This is a genomic window from Streptomyces sp. NPDC090741 (genome assembly GCF_044769045.1).
GTDB lineage: Bacteria > Actinomycetota > Actinomycetes > Streptomycetales > Streptomycetaceae > Streptomyces.
Window position 1 is genome coordinate 245,012 of the sequence record NZ_JBIVXF010000003.1, and the last position, 16,293, is coordinate 261,304.

Consider the following 16,293-nt stretch of genomic DNA (forward strand, 5'->3'; position numbering starts at 1 on the left):
CGATGCGGCTGGGCGCCGTGATCATCACCATGGGCAACCGTCCCGACGAGCTCAAGGCGCTCCTCGACTCGGTGGCCCGCCAGGAGGGCGACCCGATCGAGGTCGTCGTCGTGGGCCAGGGCGTCCAGGTCACCGGGCTGGAGGGTTTGCTGCCGGGTCTGCGCACCGTCGAGCTGCCCGAGAACCTGGGCATCCCCGGCGGCCGCAACGTCGGCATCGAGGCCTTCGGCCCCGGCGGCAGCGAGGTCGACGCCCTGCTCTTCCTCGACGACGACGGGCTGCTGGAGCGCACCGACACCGCCGAGCTGTGCCGGCAGGCCTTCGCCGAGGACCCCCGGCTCGGGATCGTCAGCTTCCGGATCGCCGATCCGGAGTCCGGTGAGACCCAGCGCCGGCACGTGCCCCGGTTGCGCGCCTCGGACCCGATGCGCTCCTCCCGTGTGACCACCTTCCTGGGCGGCGCCAACGCCGTCCGCACGTCGGTGTTCAAGCAGGTCGGAGAGTTGCCGGGGGAGTTCTTCTACGCGCACGAGGAGACCGATCTGGCCTGGCGGGCGCTCGACGCAGGGTGGCTGATCGACTACCGGGCGGACATGGTGCTCCTGCATCCGACGACCGCCCCCTCCCGGCACGCGGTCTACCACCGTATGGTTGCCCGTAACCGGGTGTGGCTCGCCCGCCGTAACCTGCCCGCCCCGCTGGTCCCGGTCTACCTGGGCGTCTGGCTCCTGCTGACGCTCCTGCGCAAGCCGTCGGCACCGGCGCTCAAGGCCTGGTTCGGTGGGTTCAAAGAGGGATGGACCACCCCCTGCGGTCCCCGGCGCCCCATGAAGTGGCGTACGGTCTGGCGGCTGACCCGGCTGGGCCGACCGCCTGTCATCTGACACGCTCGCGTCTGAGAACATGACGCGGTCACGGAACATACGTGATCACGGAACATGCATGTTCTCGGGCCGAGCGCCCCAGGCCCGATGCCACCTTCTGCCGCATCTTGAAGACGGAAAGTTTCAACTTGTGAGTGACACAACCCAGGATGGCGCCCTCGCCACGAGCAAGCCGCCGTCCGAAGACGCGGGGCTGACCCCGGCGGAGCTCGCCAGGAAGTACAACCTGTCCGTCAGCGGTGCCCGGCCGACCCTGGCCGAGTACGTGCGGCAGCTGTGGGACCGGCGCCACTTCATCATGGCGTTCTCCCGGGCCAAGCTGATGGCCCAGTACAGCGAGGCGAGGCTCGGCCAGATCTGGCAGGTGGCCACCCCGCTGCTCAACGCGCTGGTGTACTACCTGATCTTCGGCCTGATCCTGAACGCGGGCCGGGGCATGGAGAAGGGGGTCTACATCCCCTTCCTGGTGACGGGCATCTTCGTCTTCACCTTCACCCAGAGCTCGCTGATGGCGGGAGTCCGGGCCATCCCCGGCAACCTCGGCCTGGTCCGCGCCCTGCACTTCCCGCGCGCCTCCCTGCCGATCTCCTTCTCGATGCAGCAGCTCCAGCAGCTGCTGTACTCGATGATCGTCGTGGTGGTCGTCACGGTCGGCTTCGGCAACTACCCGAGGCTGTCGTGGCTGCTGGTCATCCCGACCCTGGCGCTCCAGTTCGTCTTCAACACCGGCCTCGCGCTGGTCTTCGGGCGGATGGGTTCCAAGACCCCCGACCTCGCGCAGCTGATGCCGTTCATCACGCGTACGTGGATGTACGCCTCGGGCGTCATGTTCTCGATCAGCGGGGCGCTCAAGGAGAGGGACGTGCCCGCGTGGGTCTCGGACGTGCTCCAGTGGAACCCCGCGGCGATCTACATGGACCTGGTCCGGTTCGCGCTGATCGACGACTACGGCCCGGAGAACCTGCCGCCGCACGTCTGGGCCTTCGCCGTCGGCTGGGCCGTCGTGACCGGCCTCGGCGGTTTCGTGTACTTCTGGAAGGCTGAGGAGCGTTACGGCCGTGGCTGAGAACTACCGGGGCGACGTCCCCACCGTCATCGCCGACGACGTGCACATCGTCTACCGCGTCAACACCGGCAGCTCCGGCAGGGGCAGCGCCACCGCCGCGCTGAGCAAGATAATGCGCCGGGGCAAGGGCGATGCCCCGGGCGTCCGCCGGGTCCACGCCGTTCGCGGCGTCTCCTTCACGGCGTACCGCGGCGAGGCCATCGGCGTCATCGGCTCCAACGGCTCCGGCAAGTCCACCCTGCTGCGCGCCATCGCGGGCCTCCTGCCCTGCGAGTCCGGCAAGGTCTACACGGACGGCCAGCCCTCGCTGCTGGGTGTCAACGCCGCACTGATGAACGACCTCACCGGTGAGCGCAACGTGGTCCTCGGCGGTCTCGCGATGGGAATGAGCCGCGAGCAGATCCGGGAGCGCTACGACGACATCGTCGACTTCTCGGGCATCAACGACAAGGGCGATTTCATCTCCCTTCCGATGCGCACATACTCCTCCGGTATGGCGGCGCGCCTGCGCTTTTCCATTGCCGCGGCCAAGGACCACGACGTCCTGATGATCGACGAGGCCCTGGCCACCGGTGACCGCAAGTTCCAGGTGCGTTCCGAGGAGCGCATCCGCGAACTGCGCAAGCACGCCGGAACCGTTTTCCTGGTGAGCCACAACAACAAATCCATCCGCGACACCTGCAGCCGCGTGCTGTGGCTGGAGAAGGGTGAGCTGCTGATGGACGGGCCCACGGAAGAAGTCGTCTCGGCCTACGAGAAGGCGACCAGCGCCTGACCGCGGTCTTCGCCGGCCCCCGTCGCTCCGAGCGGTGGGGGCTTCGGCATGTCCGGGGCGCCCGGGGCCGACATTCGGTGGCGGAGTGAATACCCGAGAGGCTGCCGCGGCGTTGTACAGCGTAAGCTGGAGCAGTCCTGAATCACGCCAGAGGGGACGATTCCCCGCAGGTGAACGGCCTGGGGTACCCCGGGGAAAGTCCGGCGGCGTGTCCGAAATAGGATGTATTGGGTCGGCAGTGTAGAACGGGAGACGTGACGGCAATGGCTACGGGAATTCTCCGGCCCCCAGGCATTACGGCCGTCCCCCGCGCGGGCGGCGGGCGGTGACCCCCGGGCACGGTATCCGGCCACACCGGGACGCGGCCCCCACAGCCCCCGACGCCCGAGCCCACGCGTACGCCACCCTCGGCAAGGCGCGCTCGGAGAACTTCCCCGTCGCCCCGTCCTTCCTCCCGCGCGCCTGGCGCGAAGGCCTCATGGCGGTGTACGGGTACGCCCGCTTGGTCGACGACATCGGCGACGGCGACCTCGCCCCCGGCGGACACGACGCCGTACTCCTCGGCCTCGACCCGGCCGCGGCGGACGAACCGCTCGCCATGCTCGACGCCCTCGAAGCCGACCTGCACCGCGTGTTCGGCGGTCCCGGCGCCCCCGGCGGCGCGCCGCGCCATCCCCTCCTGCAGGCGCTGCGGCCCGTGGTCCGCGCCCACGGCCTCACTCCCGAGCCCTTCCTCGGGCTCATCGAGGCCAACCGCCAGGACCAGCGCGTCACGCGCTACGAGACGTACGGCGAACTCCTCGCGTACTGCGAGCTGTCCGCGAACCCCGTCGGCCGCCTCGTGCTGTCCCTCACCGGCACCAGCACCCCCGAGCGGATCCGCCGCTCCGACGCCGTCTGCACCGCCCTGCAGATCGTCGAACACGTACAGGACGTCACGGAGGACCTCCGCCGCGACCGGATCTACCTGCCGGCCGAGGACATGCGCCGCTTCCACGTGGCCGAAACCGACCTCAAGGCCCACCACGCCGGCGCCTCCGTGCGCTCCCTGGTCGCGTTCGAAGCAGAACGCGCCCGGGACCTCCTGAATGAAGGCACCCCGCTCGTGGGTAGCGTGCACGGCAGACTCCGGCTGCTGCTCGCGGGCTTCGTGGGAGGAGGGCGTGCCGCCCTGCGAGCCGTCACCGCCGCCGGCTTCGACGTACTTCCCGGCCCGCCCAAGCCCACCAGGAGCGGCCTGCTCCGCGAGGTGGCCGCCGTCCTGCGCACAGCGCCGAGAAAGGGGTGAGCCCGACCGTGGAGGGTTCCGCACACACGTCCGCACCGTCCGCAGCGGTCCTGGCGGCGTACAGCTACTGCGAGGCCGTCACCGGTTCCCAGGCGCGCAACTTCGCGTACGGCATCCGGCTGCTGCCCTCCGACAAGCGGCAGGCGATGTCCGCGCTGTACGCGTTCTCCCGGCGCGTCGACGACATCGGCGACGGCACGCTCGCCCCCGAGGCCAAGTTCGTCCGGCTGGAGGAGACCCGCGCCCTCCTCGGCCGGATCCGGGCCGAGGAGATCGACGAGGACGACACCGACCCGGTCGCCGTCGCCCTCTCCCATGCCGCCCGCCGCTTCCCGATCCCGCTCGGCGGCCTCGACGAGCTCATCGACGGCGTCCTCATGGACGTCCGCGGCGAGACCTACGAGACCTGGGACGACCTCAGGGCCTACTGCCGCTGCGTGGCCGGAGCCATCGGGCGGCTCTCCCTCGGCGTGTTCGGCACCGTGCACACCGGCGGCCTGGGCGCCGCCGACGCCGCGCGGGCCGGCGAGTACGCCGACACCCTCGGCCTCGCCCTCCAGCTCACCAACATCCTGCGCGACGTCCGCGAGGACGCCGGCAACGGACGCACCTACCTGCCGGCCGAGGACCTCGCCAAGTTCGGGTGCTCGGACGGGTTCGGAAGCGACCGGATGCCCGCCGGGGCCGACTTCGCCGGGCTCGTCCACCACGAAGTGCGGCGCGCCCGGGCCCTGTTCGTCGAGGGCTACCGGCTGCTGCCCATGCTCGACCGGCGCAGCGGCGCCTGCGTCGCCGCCATGGCCGGCATCTACCGGCGCCTGCTCGACCGCATCGAGCGCGAGCCCGAGGCCGTGCTCCGCGGCCGCGTCTCGCTGCCCCCGCACGAGAAGGCGTACGTCGCCGTGCGCGGCCTGTCCGGCCTCGACGCCCGGACCATCTCCCGCCAGAGCACGCGGAGGCGCGCGTGATCCGGCCGACGCCCCCGCCCGCCGCGCCCGTCGCGGCGGACGCAACCCCCTTCCGCACGGCCGCGTCCCTCCAGGCGTGCGCCGCAGGCCACGGCACCCGGGAGGGCTCATGAACGGCAGCGACGACCGCGCCGTCGTCATCGGTGGCGGGCTCGCCGGAGTGAGCGCCGCGCTCGAACTCGCCGACGCGGGCCTCGAGGTCACCCTGCTCGAAGGCCGCCCGCGGCTCGGCGGGCTCGCCTTCTCCTTCAAGCGCGGCGACCTCACCGTCGACAACGGCCAGCACGTCTACCTGCGCTGCTGCACCGCCTACCGGTGGTTCCTCGACCGCGTCGAGGGCGCCGCCCTCGCCCCCGTCCAGGACCGGCTCGACGTACCCGTACTCGACGTCGCCCACCCCGCCGGCCCCCGCCTGGGCCGGCTGCGCCGCAGCGCCCTGCCCGTACCCCTGCACCTCGCGGGCTCCCTCGCCCGCTACCCGCACCTCTCGCTCGCCGAGCGGCTGAGCGTCGGCCGCGCCGCCCTCGCGCTGCGCCGGCTCGACCCCGCCGACCCGGCGCTGGACGGCGTGGACTTCGCGACCTGGCTCGGCCGCTACGGCCAGAGCCCGCGCACCATCGAGGCCCTGTGGGACCTCGTCGGCATCGCCACCCTCAACGCCACCGCCGGACAGTGCTCGCTGGGCCTGGCCGCCATGGTCTTCAAGACCGGCCTGCTCTCCGAGAACGGCGCCGCCGACATCGGCTGGGCCACCGTCCCGCTCGGCGACCTGCACGACACCCTCGCCCGCAAGCAGCTCGACGCGGCCGGCGTACGCACCGAGCTGCGCACCCGCGTCACCTGCATCTCCCGTATTCAGGACGGGAACTGGCGGGTCGACACCGAGAGCGGGTCCCTCGACGCAGGCACCGTCGTCCTCGCGGTTCCGCAGCGGGAGGCGCACGCACTGCTGCCGCCCGGAGCCCTCGCCGACCCGGACAAGCTCCTCGACATCGGCACCGCGCCCATCCTCAACGTGCACGTCGTCTACGACCGCAAGGTGCTCAAGCAGCCCTTCTTCGCCGCGCTCGGCTCCCCGGTCCAGTGGGTGTTCGACCGCACCGACGCCTCCGGGCTGCCCGACGGCGGCCAGTACCTGGCGCTGTCCCAGTCGGCAGCCCAGGACGACATCGACGAGCCCGTCTCGGTGCTGCGCGCCAAGTACCTGCCCGAGCTGGAACGGCTGCTGCCGGCCGCGCGCGGCGCCAAGGTACGGGACTTCTTCGTGACCCGGGAGCGGACCGCCACGTTCGCCCCCACCCCCGGCGTCGGCCGGCTGCGCCCCGGGGCGCGGACCGACACGCCGGGCCTCTACCTCGCCGGTGCGTGGACCGCCACCGGTTGGCCCGCGACCATGGAGGGCGCTGTCCGCAGCGGACTGAGCGCGGCGCACGCCGCACTCGCCGCACTCGGCCGCCACCGGGAGCACCCCCTGCAGGAGGCGGCATGACGACCACCAGCACGACCGCAGCAGCACGTACAGGACACAGAGGAGAGCCAGTGAACCCGGGGAATCCGGCTGTCGAGAACACGGACGCCGGCAACGGCGCAGCCGCAGGGGGCGTCGAGAAGGCGGACACGCTCGCACTCCTGGAGCGCGGCCGCGCGCTGTCGACCCCCGTGCTCCGCGCCGCGGTCGACCGGCTCGCGGCGCCCATGGACACCGTCGCCGCGTACCACTTCGGCTGGATCGACGCCCAGGGCAACGCGGCGGACGGCGACGGCGGCAAGGCCGTGCGCCCCGCCCTCGCGCTGCTCTCCGCCGAGGCCGCGGGGGCCGCGGCCGAGGTCGGCATCCCGGGCGCCGTGGCCGTCGAGCTCGTCCACAACTTCTCGCTGCTCCACGACGACCTGATGGACGGCGACGAGCAGCGCCGCCACCGCGACACGGTGTGGAAGGTGCACGGCCCGGCGCTGGCGATCCTGGTCGGCGACGCGCTGTTCGCCCTCGCCAACGAGGTCCTGCTGGAACTCGGCACCGCCGAGGCCGGCCGCGCCGCGCGCCGCCTGACCACCGCCAGCCGCAAGCTCATCGACGGCCAGGCCCAGGACATCTCCTACGAGCACCGCGAGCGCGTCAGCGTCGAGGAGTGCCTGGAGATGGAGGGCAACAAGACCGGCGCCCTGCTCGCCTGCGCGGTCTCCATCGGCGCCGTGCTCGGCGGCGCGGACGACCGTACGGCCGACAAGCTGGAGGAGTACGGCTACCACCTCGGCCTCGCCTTCCAGGCCGTCGACGACCTCCTCGGCATCTGGGGCGACCCGGAGGCCACCGGCAAGCAGACCTGGAGCGACCTGCGCCAGCGCAAGAAGTCCCTGCCGGTCGTCGCCGCCCTCGCGGCGGGCGGGCCCGCCTGCGAGGAGCTCGCCGAGCTGCTCGCCGACGACGCCAAGAGCAACGACTTCGAGAACTTCTCGGAGGAGGAGTTCGCGGCGCGCGCCGCGCTCATCGAGGCCGCGGGCGGGCGCGAGTGGACCGCCGAGGAGGCGCGCCGCCAGCACGCGATCGCCATCCGCGCCCTGGAGGACGTGGACATGCCGCAGCGGGTGCGCGAACAGCTCGTCGCCCTCGCCGACTTCGTCGTCGTGCGCAAGAGGTGACCGCCACCCGAGCAGGGATATGACTCGCGAGTCGCCGGCCGGCGCCGCCTGACAGCAGCGCCCGGCCGACGGCATACCCCAGCACAGCAGAGGACCACTGCCACGTAAGGGGAAGCCATGACAGCGACGACCGACGGCGCCGGTACCCCCGGCGCCGACCCGGCTGACACCGCGCCCGCGCCCGGGCCCGCCACGCTGCGGGGGGCCCAGGAGGCCGCCGCGCGGGCGACCCGGCACCTGCTGGCCCGCCAGGACGCGGCCGGCTGGTGGAAGGGCGACCTGGAGACCAACGTCACCATGGACGCCGAGGACCTGCTGCTGCGGCAGTTCCTCGGGATCCGGGACGAGGCCACCACGCAGGCCGCCGCCCTCTTCATCCGCGGCGAACAGGGCGCGGACGGCACCTGGGCCACCTTCCACGGCGGACCGCCCGAACTCTCCGCCACCATCGAGGCGTACGTCGCCCTGCGGCTCGCCGGCGACGCGCCCGACGCCCCGCACATGGCCCGCGCCTCTGCCTGGATCCGGGCCCACGGCGGGATCGCCGCCGCCCGCGTCTTCACCCGGATCTGGCTGGCCCTCTTCGGCTGGTGGAGCTGGGACCACCTGCCCGAACTCCCGCCCGAGCTGGTCTTCCTGCCGCCGTGGGTGCCGCTGAACATCTACGACTTCGGCTGCTGGGCCCGCCAGACCATCGTCCCGCTGACCGTGGTCTCCGCGAAGCGGCCCGTCCGCCCGGCCCCGTTCGCCCTCGACGAACTGCACACCGACGCGCGGCGCCCGTACCCCGCCGCCAAGCGTCCGGCCCCGCTGGCCAGTTGGGAGGGCGCCTTCCAGCGGATGGACAAGGTCCTGCACGCCTACCGCAGGTTCGCCCCGCGCCAGCTGCGCAAGGCCGCGATGGACACCGCCGCCCGCTGGATCATCGAGCGGCAGGAGAACGACGGCTGCTGGGGCGGGATCCAGCCACCCGCCGTGTACTCCGTCATCGCCCTGCACCTCCTCGGGTACGACCTCGCCCACCCGGTGATGCGGGCCGGGCTGGAGTCCCTGGACCGGTTCGCGGTGTGGCGCGAGGACGGTGCCCGGATGATCGAGGCCTGCCAGTCCCCGGTCTGGGACACCTGCCTCGCCGCCATCGCCCTGGCCGACGCGGGCCTGGCGCCCGACCACCCGGCCCTGGTGAAGGCCGCCGACTGGATGCTCGGCGAGGAGATCGTCCGCACCGGCGACTGGGCGGTGCGCCGGCCCGGACTCGCCCCGGGCGGCTGGGCGTTCGAGTTCCACAACGACACCTACCCCGACATCGACGACACCGCCGAGGTGGTGCTCGCGCTGCGCCGGATCAGGCACCCGGAGCCGGCCCGGGTCGAGGCGGCCATCGCCCGCGGGGTGTCCTGGAACCTGGGGATGCAGTCGAAGAACGGCGCCTGGGGCGCCTTCGACGCCGACAACACCAGCCCCTTCCCGAACCGGCTGCCGTTCTGCGACTTCGGTGAGGTCATCGACCCGCCGTCGGCCGACGTCACCGCCCACGTGGTGGAGATGCTCGCCGTCGAGGGCAAGGCCGCCGACCCGCGGACCCGGCGCGGCATCGCCTGGCTGCTCGCCGAACAGGAGCCCACCGGCGCCTGGTTCGGCCGCTGGGGCACCAACTACGTGTACGGGACCGGGTCGGTGGTCCCGGCCCTGACCGCCGCGGGTCTGGCTCCGGCGCATCCCGCGATCAGGCGGGCCGTGCGCTGGCTGGAATCCGTACAGAACGAGGACGGCGGGTGGGGCGAGGACCAGCGCTCCTACAAGGACCCGGAGTGGGCCGGGAAGGGGGCCTCGACCCCCTCTCAGACGGCGTGGGCGCTGATGGCCCTGCTGTCGGCGGGGGAGCGGGACGGCAAGGCCGTCGAGCGCGGCATCGCCTACCTGGTGGAGACGCAGCGCGGGGACGGCTCCTGGGACGAGCCGTACTTCACCGGCACCGGGTTCCCGTGGGACTTCTCCATCAACTACCACCTGTACCGGCAGGTGTTCCCGCTCACCGCGCTCGGCCGCTATCTGTACGGGGACCCCTTCGCGCCCGGGGAGGCCTGATGGCCGGCGCCGCCCGGGCCGGCGGCCCCGTACCGTCCGAGCCGCCCGCACCGCTGCTGGTCGCCTGCGCGCTGCGCATCGAGCAGGCGGCCCTGCGCAGTGGCGGAGGCCGCGGCGCCGCCCGACCCGAACCGGGCTACGCCGTGCTCCGTACGGGCATGGGCCCGCGCGCCGCCGAGCGGGCCGTCGGCCGGGCGCTCGCCGAGCGCGGGCTGCGCCGGGCCCCCGTCCTCGCCACCGGGTTCTGCGCCGGGCTGGTCCCCGGTATGAGCCCCGGCGACCTGGTCGTCGCCGAGGAGACCCGGGATCCGCGGGGCAACGTCGCGTGCGCTGGCACCGCCCTGCTCGCCGAGGCACTGGCCCGGGCCGCTCCGGGCCGGACCGTGCACACCGGCGCACTGACCGGATCCGACCATGTCGTCCGCGGCCAGGAGCGCGCCGAGCTGCGCGCCACCGGCGCCATCGCGGTCGACATGGAGTCCGCGGCCACCCTGTGGACGGCCACCCGGGCCGCCGCGGATGGCTGGAACCGTCCGGTTGCGGCCGTCCGGGTGATCGTGGACGCTCCGGAGCATGAGCTCGTCCGCATCGGCACGTTCCGCGGTGGAATATCGGCCTTCCGCGTATTGCGTGTCGTACTGCCCGCGTTTTATGACTGGCACCGTTCTTTGCTGCTCCCCAGGAGGTGAGCCAGATGGCCATGCCGCTGCGACAGTCCATCAGGGTCGGGACGTATCTTCTCGAACAGAAGCTCCGCAAGCGTGAGAAGTTCCCGCTGATCGTCGAGCTGGAACCGCTCTACGCCTGCAATCTGGCGTGCGAGGGGTGTGGGAAGATCCAGCACCCGGCGGGCGTGCTCAAGCAGCGCATGCCGGTGGCCCAGGCGGTCGGCGCCGTCCTGGAGTCCGGCGCGCCGATGGTGTCCATCGCGGGCGGAGAGCCCCTGATGCACCCGCAGATCGACGAGATCGTCCGGCAGTTGGTGGCAAAGCGGAAGTACGTGTTCCTGTGCACCAACGCGATGCTGCTGCGCAAGAAGATCGAGAAGTTCACCCCGTCCCCGTACTTCGCCTTCGCGGTGCACATCGACGGACTGCGCGAACGCCACGACGAGTCCGTGGCCAAGGAAGGCGTCTTCGACGAGGCGGTCGCCGCCATCAAGGAGGCGAAGAAGCGCGGGTTCCGGGTCACCACCAACTCCACCTTCTTCAACACCGACACCCCGCAGACGATCATCGAGGTGCTCAACTACCTCAATGACGACCTCAAGGTCGACGAAATGATGATCTCGCCCGCCTACGCCTACGAAAAGGCCCCCGACCAGGAGCACTTCCTGGGGGTCGAGCAGACCCGGGAACTCTTCAAGAAGGCGTTCGCGGGCGGAAACCGGCGGCGCTGGCGGCTCAACCACTCCCCGCTGTTCCTGGACTTCCTGGAGGGCAAGGTGGATTTCCCCTGCACCGCCTGGGCCATTCCGAATTACTCCCTCTTCGGCTGGCAGCGCCCCTGCTATCTGATGAGCGACGGGTACGTGCCCACCTACCGGGAACTGATCGAGGAAACCGACTGGAGCAAGTACGGGCGCGGAAAGGACCCGCGCTGCGCGAACTGCATGGCGCACTGCGGCTACGAGCCCACCGCCGTCCTCGCCACCATGGGCTCCCTCAAGGAATCCCTGCGCGCCGCCCGCGAGACGGTCTCGGGGAACCGGGAGAAGCCGTGACCGGCTTCGACCTCCCCGCCCTGCTGGACGAGCGGGGCGGGGAACGGTACGAGCTCCACGCGCGCCACCTCAACCACCAGCTGCCCCGGATGCTGCACACGATCGGCTTCGACAAGGTCTACGTCCGGGCCGAGGGCGCGCACTTCTGGGACGCCGAGGGCAACGACTACCTGGACATGCTGGCCGGGTTCGGCGTGATGGGCCTGGGCCGGCACCACCCGGTGGTCCGCCGGGCCCTGCACGACGTCCTGGACGCGCAGCTGGCCGATCTGACCCGCTTCGACTGCCAGCCGCTGCCCGGGCTGCTGGCGGAGAAGCTGCTCTCGTACAGCCCGCACCTGGACCGGGTCTTCTTCGGCAACAGCGGCACCGAGGCGGTGGAGACGGCCCTCAAGTTCGCCCGGTACGCGACGGGGCGGACGAGGGTCCTCTACTGCGACCACGCCTTCCACGGGCTGACCACGGGCTCGCTGTCGGTCAACGGGGAGGGCGGCTTCCGGGACGGCTTCGCGCCGCTGCTGCCCGATACGAAGATCCCCCTCGGGGACCTGGCCGCCCTGGAGCGGGAGCTGAAGCGGGGCGACGTCGCCGCCTTCGTCGTCGAGCCGATCCAGGGCAAGGGCGTGCTCGCGGCCCCGCCCGGATTCCTGCGCGCGGCGCAGGAGCTGCTGCACCGGCACAAGGCCCTGCTGATCGCGGACGAGGTGCAGACGGGCCTCGGCCGGACCGGCGATTTCTACGCGTACCAGCACGAGCCGGGCGTGGAGCCGGACCTGGTGTGCGTGGCCAAGGCCCTTTCGGGCGGCTACGTGCCGGTGGGCGCGACCCTGGGCAAGGACTGGATCTTCAAACGCGTCTACTCGTCCATGGACCGGGTGCTGGTGCACTCCGCCAGCTTCGGCTCCAACGCGCAGGCGATGGCGGCCGGGCTGGCGGTGCTCTCCGTCATGGAGGACGAGTCGGTGGTCGCGAACGCGCGCGCGATGGGCGACCTGCTGCGCGGGCGGCTCGCCGCGCTCGTGGACGAGTACGAGCTGCTCCACGAGGTGCGCGGGCGCGGCCTGATGATCGGAATCGAGTTCGGGCGGCCGTCCTCGCTCGGGCTGCGCAGCCGGTGGGCCATGCTCCAGGCGGCCCGCAAGGGGCTCTTCGCGCAGATGGTGGTGGTGCCGCTGCTGCAGAAGCACCGGATCCTGACACAGGTGTCGGGCGACCATCTGGAGGTCATCAAGCTCATCCCGCCGCTGATCGTGGACGAGGGGGACGTCGACCGGTTCGTCGGGGCCTTCCGCGAGGTCATGGACGAGGCGCACGGCGGGGGCGCCCTGATGTGGGACTTCGGCAGGACGCTGGTGAAGCAGGCCGTCGGCGGCGGCTGACGGCCCGCTCCCCTTCGAGGGGGCCGGCTCAGTCGAGCAGCCGGTCCCGCAGCCGGCCGAGGGTCTCGGGCGTGAGTCCGAGGCCCTCGTCGAGGTACCGGTCGACCCCGCCCCAGTGCCCGTCGATGGCGTCGAAGGCGGCCGTCAGGTACTCGGCGCGGGCGTCGAAGAGCGGCGAGAGCAGCTCCATCACCTCGGGGGAGCGGGCCTCGGGCGCTTCGCTGCCGCGGCGCACCCGGTAGCGGCGGTGCGGGGCGTTGGACTCCAGGTAGTCCGCCACGATCGCCTCGCGCTCGACGCCCAGCGCGAGCAGGGTGACGGCGATCGACAGGCCGGCCCGGTCCTTGCCGGCCGCGCAGTGCATGAGCGCCGGAACGCTGTCTTCGGCGAGGGCGTGCACGACCCGGCTGTGCTCGGCGGTGCGGTTCTCGATCATCGCGCGGTACGAGTTGGCCATCCGCTCGGCGGCCTTCCCCTCGCCGAGGAGTCCGCGGAGCTGTTCGACGCCGCCGTCGCGGACCATCTTCCAGAACTCCTTGCCGTCGGCCGGATCCGACAGCGGGATGTTGACGTTCCGTACTCCGGGGAGCTCGACGTCGGGCCCCTCCAGGGCGTGGTCGGCGGCGTTGCGGAAGTCGAAGACGGTGTGCAGGCCGAGCGATGTGAGGAATTCTGTATCGGTTTCGGTGGCATGTGCCAGATGTCCGCTACGGAATAGTTTTCCCGGCTTGACCCTCCGCCCGTCGGTGGTCGGGAGGCCGCCCACGTCACGGAAGTTGCGCACTTCCGCGAGCTCGGGCTCCGGTACGGGCTCCGTCCGCGGGGGCCGGGGTATCTGCTGGGTCACGGGAACTCCTCCGCATCGTCGCGATCTGTCCGAATTACACTACTTGGGGCCAACTTGCCATAACCGGAGGCGAGATCGGGCGCGGCCCCGTGAGCCAGATCATACGGTGACCGTGAGTGCCTGATCGTCGAAGCGGAACGCCCCGGCCGGGGCGGTTGTTGGCGCCGGGGAATTGACGGAGGGTGACCGGAATTCCGGCGGATTCGGGCTTCTGTGAATCCGTCAGGAAATTCGTGGCTTGTTCGGTGCGGCTCAACTCGATTACCTTCGCGATCGATCCGGATGGACCGCCGAATCCTGCCGCCGTCCGGAAACCGCACCCGACTATTCACGCGCGCGGCAGGAGCGGGGGAACCAGGTAGGCCGCTGTTCCCGATCATTCGTATCGGAGCAGCTCGGGGTGAAGCCGTTCATGTTCTGTTCATGTACGGCCGGACATCTCCAGTCCGAACCCGACAGCTCACCTCGCAGGCGACGGAGAGGAATTCGCCATGCCTGCAAAGGGTAAGCACCGACGTCCCAAGTCCCGTTCCATGGCGCGCGGCTTCGCCGTCGCGGGCACCGGCGGTGCGGCCCTCGCGCTGCCGCTGCTGGGCGCCGCCGGCGCCCACGCGGCGGGCGCCCCGGCCGCCGCACCCGCAGCGGCTCCCGTGCAGGCACCGCGGCTTCCGGCGGCGCTCCAGGCCGCGCCCGCCGCCGCCGAGCAGGGCTCGCCGGCCGCTTCGGCCGTCTACACGGTCGTGCCGGGTGACTACCTCTCCAAGATCGCCCAGGACCGCCACCTCTCGGGCGGCTGGCAGCGGCTGTACGCCGACAACCGCGAGGCCGTCGGCGCCGACCCCTCGCTGATCCACCCCGGGTTGAGGCTGACCCTGACCCTCGGCGCGAAGGGCGAGGCGGCCCCGGCTCCCGCGGAGAAGGCGGCCCCGGCCCCGGCCCCGGCGAAGAAGTCCTCGGACTCGGGTGCGGACGCGGCCCCGGACTCCAAGGGCTCCGCGGATGCCAAGGGCTCCGCGGACGCCGCGCCGGCCCCCGCCGCCGCGCCCGCCAAGAAGAGCACCGCCGCCAAGTCCGCCGCCGGTGCGGTCAGCGCCGCCGGCTTCGTCGCCCCCGTCGGCGGTGGCGGGATATCCACCCAGTACAAGACCCCCGGCGCCATGTGGTCCAGCGGCTACCACACCGGTGTCGACTTCATCGCGAGCTCCGGCACCACCGTCCGCGCCGTCGGCGCGGGCACCGTCGTCTCCGCCGGCTGGGGCGGCGCGTACGGCAACGAGGTCGTCATCCGGCACACGGACGGCAAGTACTCCCAGTACGGCCACCTGTCCCAGCTCTCCGTCTCGGTCGGCCAGAGCGTCACCGGCGGCCAGACCATCGGCCTCTCCGGCTCCACCGGCAACTCGACCGGCCCGCACCTGCACTTCGAGATCCGCACCGGGCCGTCCTACGGCTCGGACATCGACCCGCTGGCCTACCTCCGCTCGAAGGGTGTGAGCATCTGACGGCTCCCGCCGTCGGAGAGGCAGCCGGACACGTGAGGCCGGGACCCGAGGGGGGTTCCGGCCTCACGCGCTGTTATTCCGTACCGACCGGGTGGTATAGATCACGGTCCGTCAACCCCTGCCTACGGTGGCGTAGGTCACGTGCCGGGGTGAAAGATGTGTCCTCGTGGCAGCGACGAAGACGACACTCAAGACCATCGGCTCGTACGCGGCGATCGGGGACAGCTTCACCGAGGGTGTGGGGGACCCGGGGCCCGGGGAGACCTTTCTCGGCTGGGCGGACCGGCTGGCCGTACTCCTGGCCGATCAGCGCGAGGAAAACGAATTCCGGTACGCGAACCTGGCCGTGCGGGGGCGCCTCCTCGACCAGATCGTGGCCGAACAGGTCCCAAGGGCCAAGGAGCTCGCACCCGACCTGGTGAGCTTCTGCGCGGGCGGCAACGACATCATCCGGCCCGGCAGTGACCCGGACGACGTGGCGGAGCGGTTCGAGGCGGCGGTCGCCGACCTCACCGGAGCCGTCGGGCAGGTCATGATCACCACGGGCTTCGACACCCGCGGCGTTCCGGTCCTCAAGCACCTCCGGGGCAAGGTGGCGACGTACAGCGCGCACGTGCGCGCCATCGCCGACCGCTACGACTGCCCGGTGCTCGACCTCTGGTCGCTGAAGTCCGTACAGGACCGGCGGGCTTGGGACGACGACCGGCTGCACCTGTCGCCCGAGGGACACACCCGGGTCGCGCTGCGCGCCGCCCAGGTGCTGGGGCTGGAGGTGCCGGCCGATCCCGACCAGCCGTGGCCGCCGCAGCAGCCGCGCGGCTCGGTGGACGTGACCCGGGACAACATCCAGTGGGCACGCGAGTACCTGGTGCCCTGGATCGGGCGGCGGCTGCGCGGGGAGTCCTCCGGGGACCACGTGGAGGCGAAGCGTCCGGACCTGCTGCCGTTGTAGGGCGGCGGGGCGGCGGGGCGGACGCGAGGGGGAAGGGGACGGAGGAGGGGAAGGGACGGGAGTGGAGGGAAGGGGGAGGGCGCGAGAACGCAGGCGCGCGGCGGAATCCTTCGGGACCGGTGCGCGTTGGCATGGTGGTAGACCGGTATTCCGTACGGCCTCACAACCATCCGCCCCACCC

The 16,293-nt window shown here is 71.8% G+C and carries 14 protein-coding genes and 1 riboswitch; of the genes, 13 read left to right on the plus strand and 1 reads right to left on the minus strand.

The features are described 5' to 3' along the window. Positions 1 to 2: 2 nt before the first annotated feature. The 11 genes from ACIQU4_RS10710 (at position 3) to ACIQU4_RS10760 (ending at position 12,811) form a co-directional block, all read left to right on the plus strand. Positions 3 to 884, plus strand: a complete 882-nt coding sequence (locus ACIQU4_RS10710; protein ID WP_403728521.1) for a glycosyltransferase family 2 protein — start codon at positions 3 to 5, stop codon at positions 882 to 884. Between the two features lie 130 nt (positions 885 to 1,014). Then, positions 1,015 to 1,950 (plus strand): ABC transporter permease, encoded by a 936-nt coding sequence (locus ACIQU4_RS10715; RefSeq protein ID WP_403728088.1) that lies wholly within the window; start codon positions 1,015 to 1,017, stop codon positions 1,948 to 1,950. Then, a complete protein-coding gene (locus ACIQU4_RS10720) occupies positions 1,943 to 2,725 on the plus strand; it encodes an ABC transporter ATP-binding protein (protein WP_385580757.1) in 783 nt (260 codons plus the stop codon). Before ACIQU4_RS10715 ends, ACIQU4_RS10720 begins: the two co-directional genes overlap by 8 nt. A 343-nt stretch (positions 2,726 to 3,068) precedes the next feature. Beyond that, entirely contained in the window at positions 3,069 to 4,013 is a 945-nt protein-coding gene (gene hpnC, locus ACIQU4_RS10725) for a squalene synthase HpnC (protein WP_403728523.1), read from the plus strand. Next, positions 4,010 to 4,981 carry a presqualene diphosphate synthase HpnD gene (gene hpnD / locus ACIQU4_RS10730; RefSeq protein WP_403728090.1) on the plus strand — a complete coding sequence of 324 codons (972 nt, stop codon included), beginning with the start codon at positions 4,010 to 4,012 and terminating at the stop codon, positions 4,979 to 4,981. The genes hpnC and hpnD overlap by 4 nt, the downstream gene beginning before the upstream one ends. A 109-nt stretch (positions 4,982 to 5,090) precedes the next feature. Beyond that, complete coding sequence (gene hpnE / locus ACIQU4_RS10735; RefSeq protein WP_403728092.1) at positions 5,091 to 6,470, plus strand: hydroxysqualene dehydroxylase HpnE; 1,380 nt, start codon at positions 5,091 to 5,093, stop codon at positions 6,468 to 6,470. A gap of 50 nt (positions 6,471 to 6,520) precedes the next feature. Then, positions 6,521 to 7,621, plus strand: a complete 1,101-nt coding sequence (locus ACIQU4_RS10740; protein WP_403728094.1) for a polyprenyl synthetase family protein — start codon at positions 6,521 to 6,523, stop codon at positions 7,619 to 7,621. A 117-nt stretch (positions 7,622 to 7,738) separates the two neighbouring features. After that, complete coding sequence (shc, locus tag ACIQU4_RS10745) at positions 7,739 to 9,709, plus strand: squalene--hopene cyclase (RefSeq protein WP_403728096.1); 1,971 nt, start codon at positions 7,739 to 7,741, stop codon at positions 9,707 to 9,709. Then, entirely contained in the window at positions 9,709 to 10,398 is a 690-nt protein-coding gene (locus ACIQU4_RS10750; RefSeq protein ID WP_403728098.1) for a 1-hydroxy-2-methyl-2-butenyl 4-diphosphate reductase, read from the plus strand. Before shc ends, ACIQU4_RS10750 begins: the two co-directional genes overlap by 1 nt. Before the next feature lie 5 nt (positions 10,399 to 10,403). Further along, on the plus strand, positions 10,404 to 11,432 hold the full coding sequence (gene hpnH, locus ACIQU4_RS10755; RefSeq protein ID WP_403728099.1) for an adenosyl-hopene transferase HpnH: 1,029 nt from the start codon (positions 10,404 to 10,406) through the stop codon (positions 11,430 to 11,432). After that, positions 11,429 to 12,811 carry an aspartate aminotransferase family protein gene (locus ACIQU4_RS10760; protein ID WP_403728101.1) on the plus strand — a complete coding sequence of 461 codons (1,383 nt, stop codon included), beginning with the start codon at positions 11,429 to 11,431 and terminating at the stop codon, positions 12,809 to 12,811. Before hpnH ends, ACIQU4_RS10760 begins: the two co-directional genes overlap by 4 nt. A 28-nt stretch (positions 12,812 to 12,839) precedes the next feature. Here ACIQU4_RS10760 and ACIQU4_RS10765 read toward each other — a convergent pair whose 3' ends face one another. After that, positions 12,840 to 13,658, minus strand: a complete 819-nt coding sequence (locus ACIQU4_RS10765) for a tyrosine-protein phosphatase (protein WP_403728103.1) — start codon at positions 13,656 to 13,658, stop codon at positions 12,840 to 12,842. Positions 13,659 to 13,936: 278 nt separating this feature from the next. After that, a riboswitch (cyclic di-AMP (ydaO/yuaA leader) is annotated at positions 13,937 to 14,145 on the plus strand. Positions 14,146 to 14,149: 4 nt separating this feature from the next. Between ACIQU4_RS10765 and ACIQU4_RS10770 the strand changes: the two genes are divergently transcribed. Together ACIQU4_RS10770 and ACIQU4_RS10775 are read left to right on the plus strand one after the other, a co-directional pair. Beyond that, positions 14,150 to 15,160 carry a peptidoglycan DD-metalloendopeptidase family protein gene (locus ACIQU4_RS10770; RefSeq protein ID WP_403728104.1) on the plus strand — a complete coding sequence of 337 codons (1,011 nt, stop codon included), beginning with the start codon at positions 14,150 to 14,152 and terminating at the stop codon, positions 15,158 to 15,160. A gap of 166 nt (positions 15,161 to 15,326) precedes the next feature. After that, on the plus strand, positions 15,327 to 16,112 hold the full coding sequence (locus tag ACIQU4_RS10775) for an SGNH/GDSL hydrolase family protein (RefSeq protein WP_385580785.1): 786 nt from the start codon (positions 15,327 to 15,329) through the stop codon (positions 16,110 to 16,112). Positions 16,113 to 16,293 lie beyond the last annotated feature (181 nt).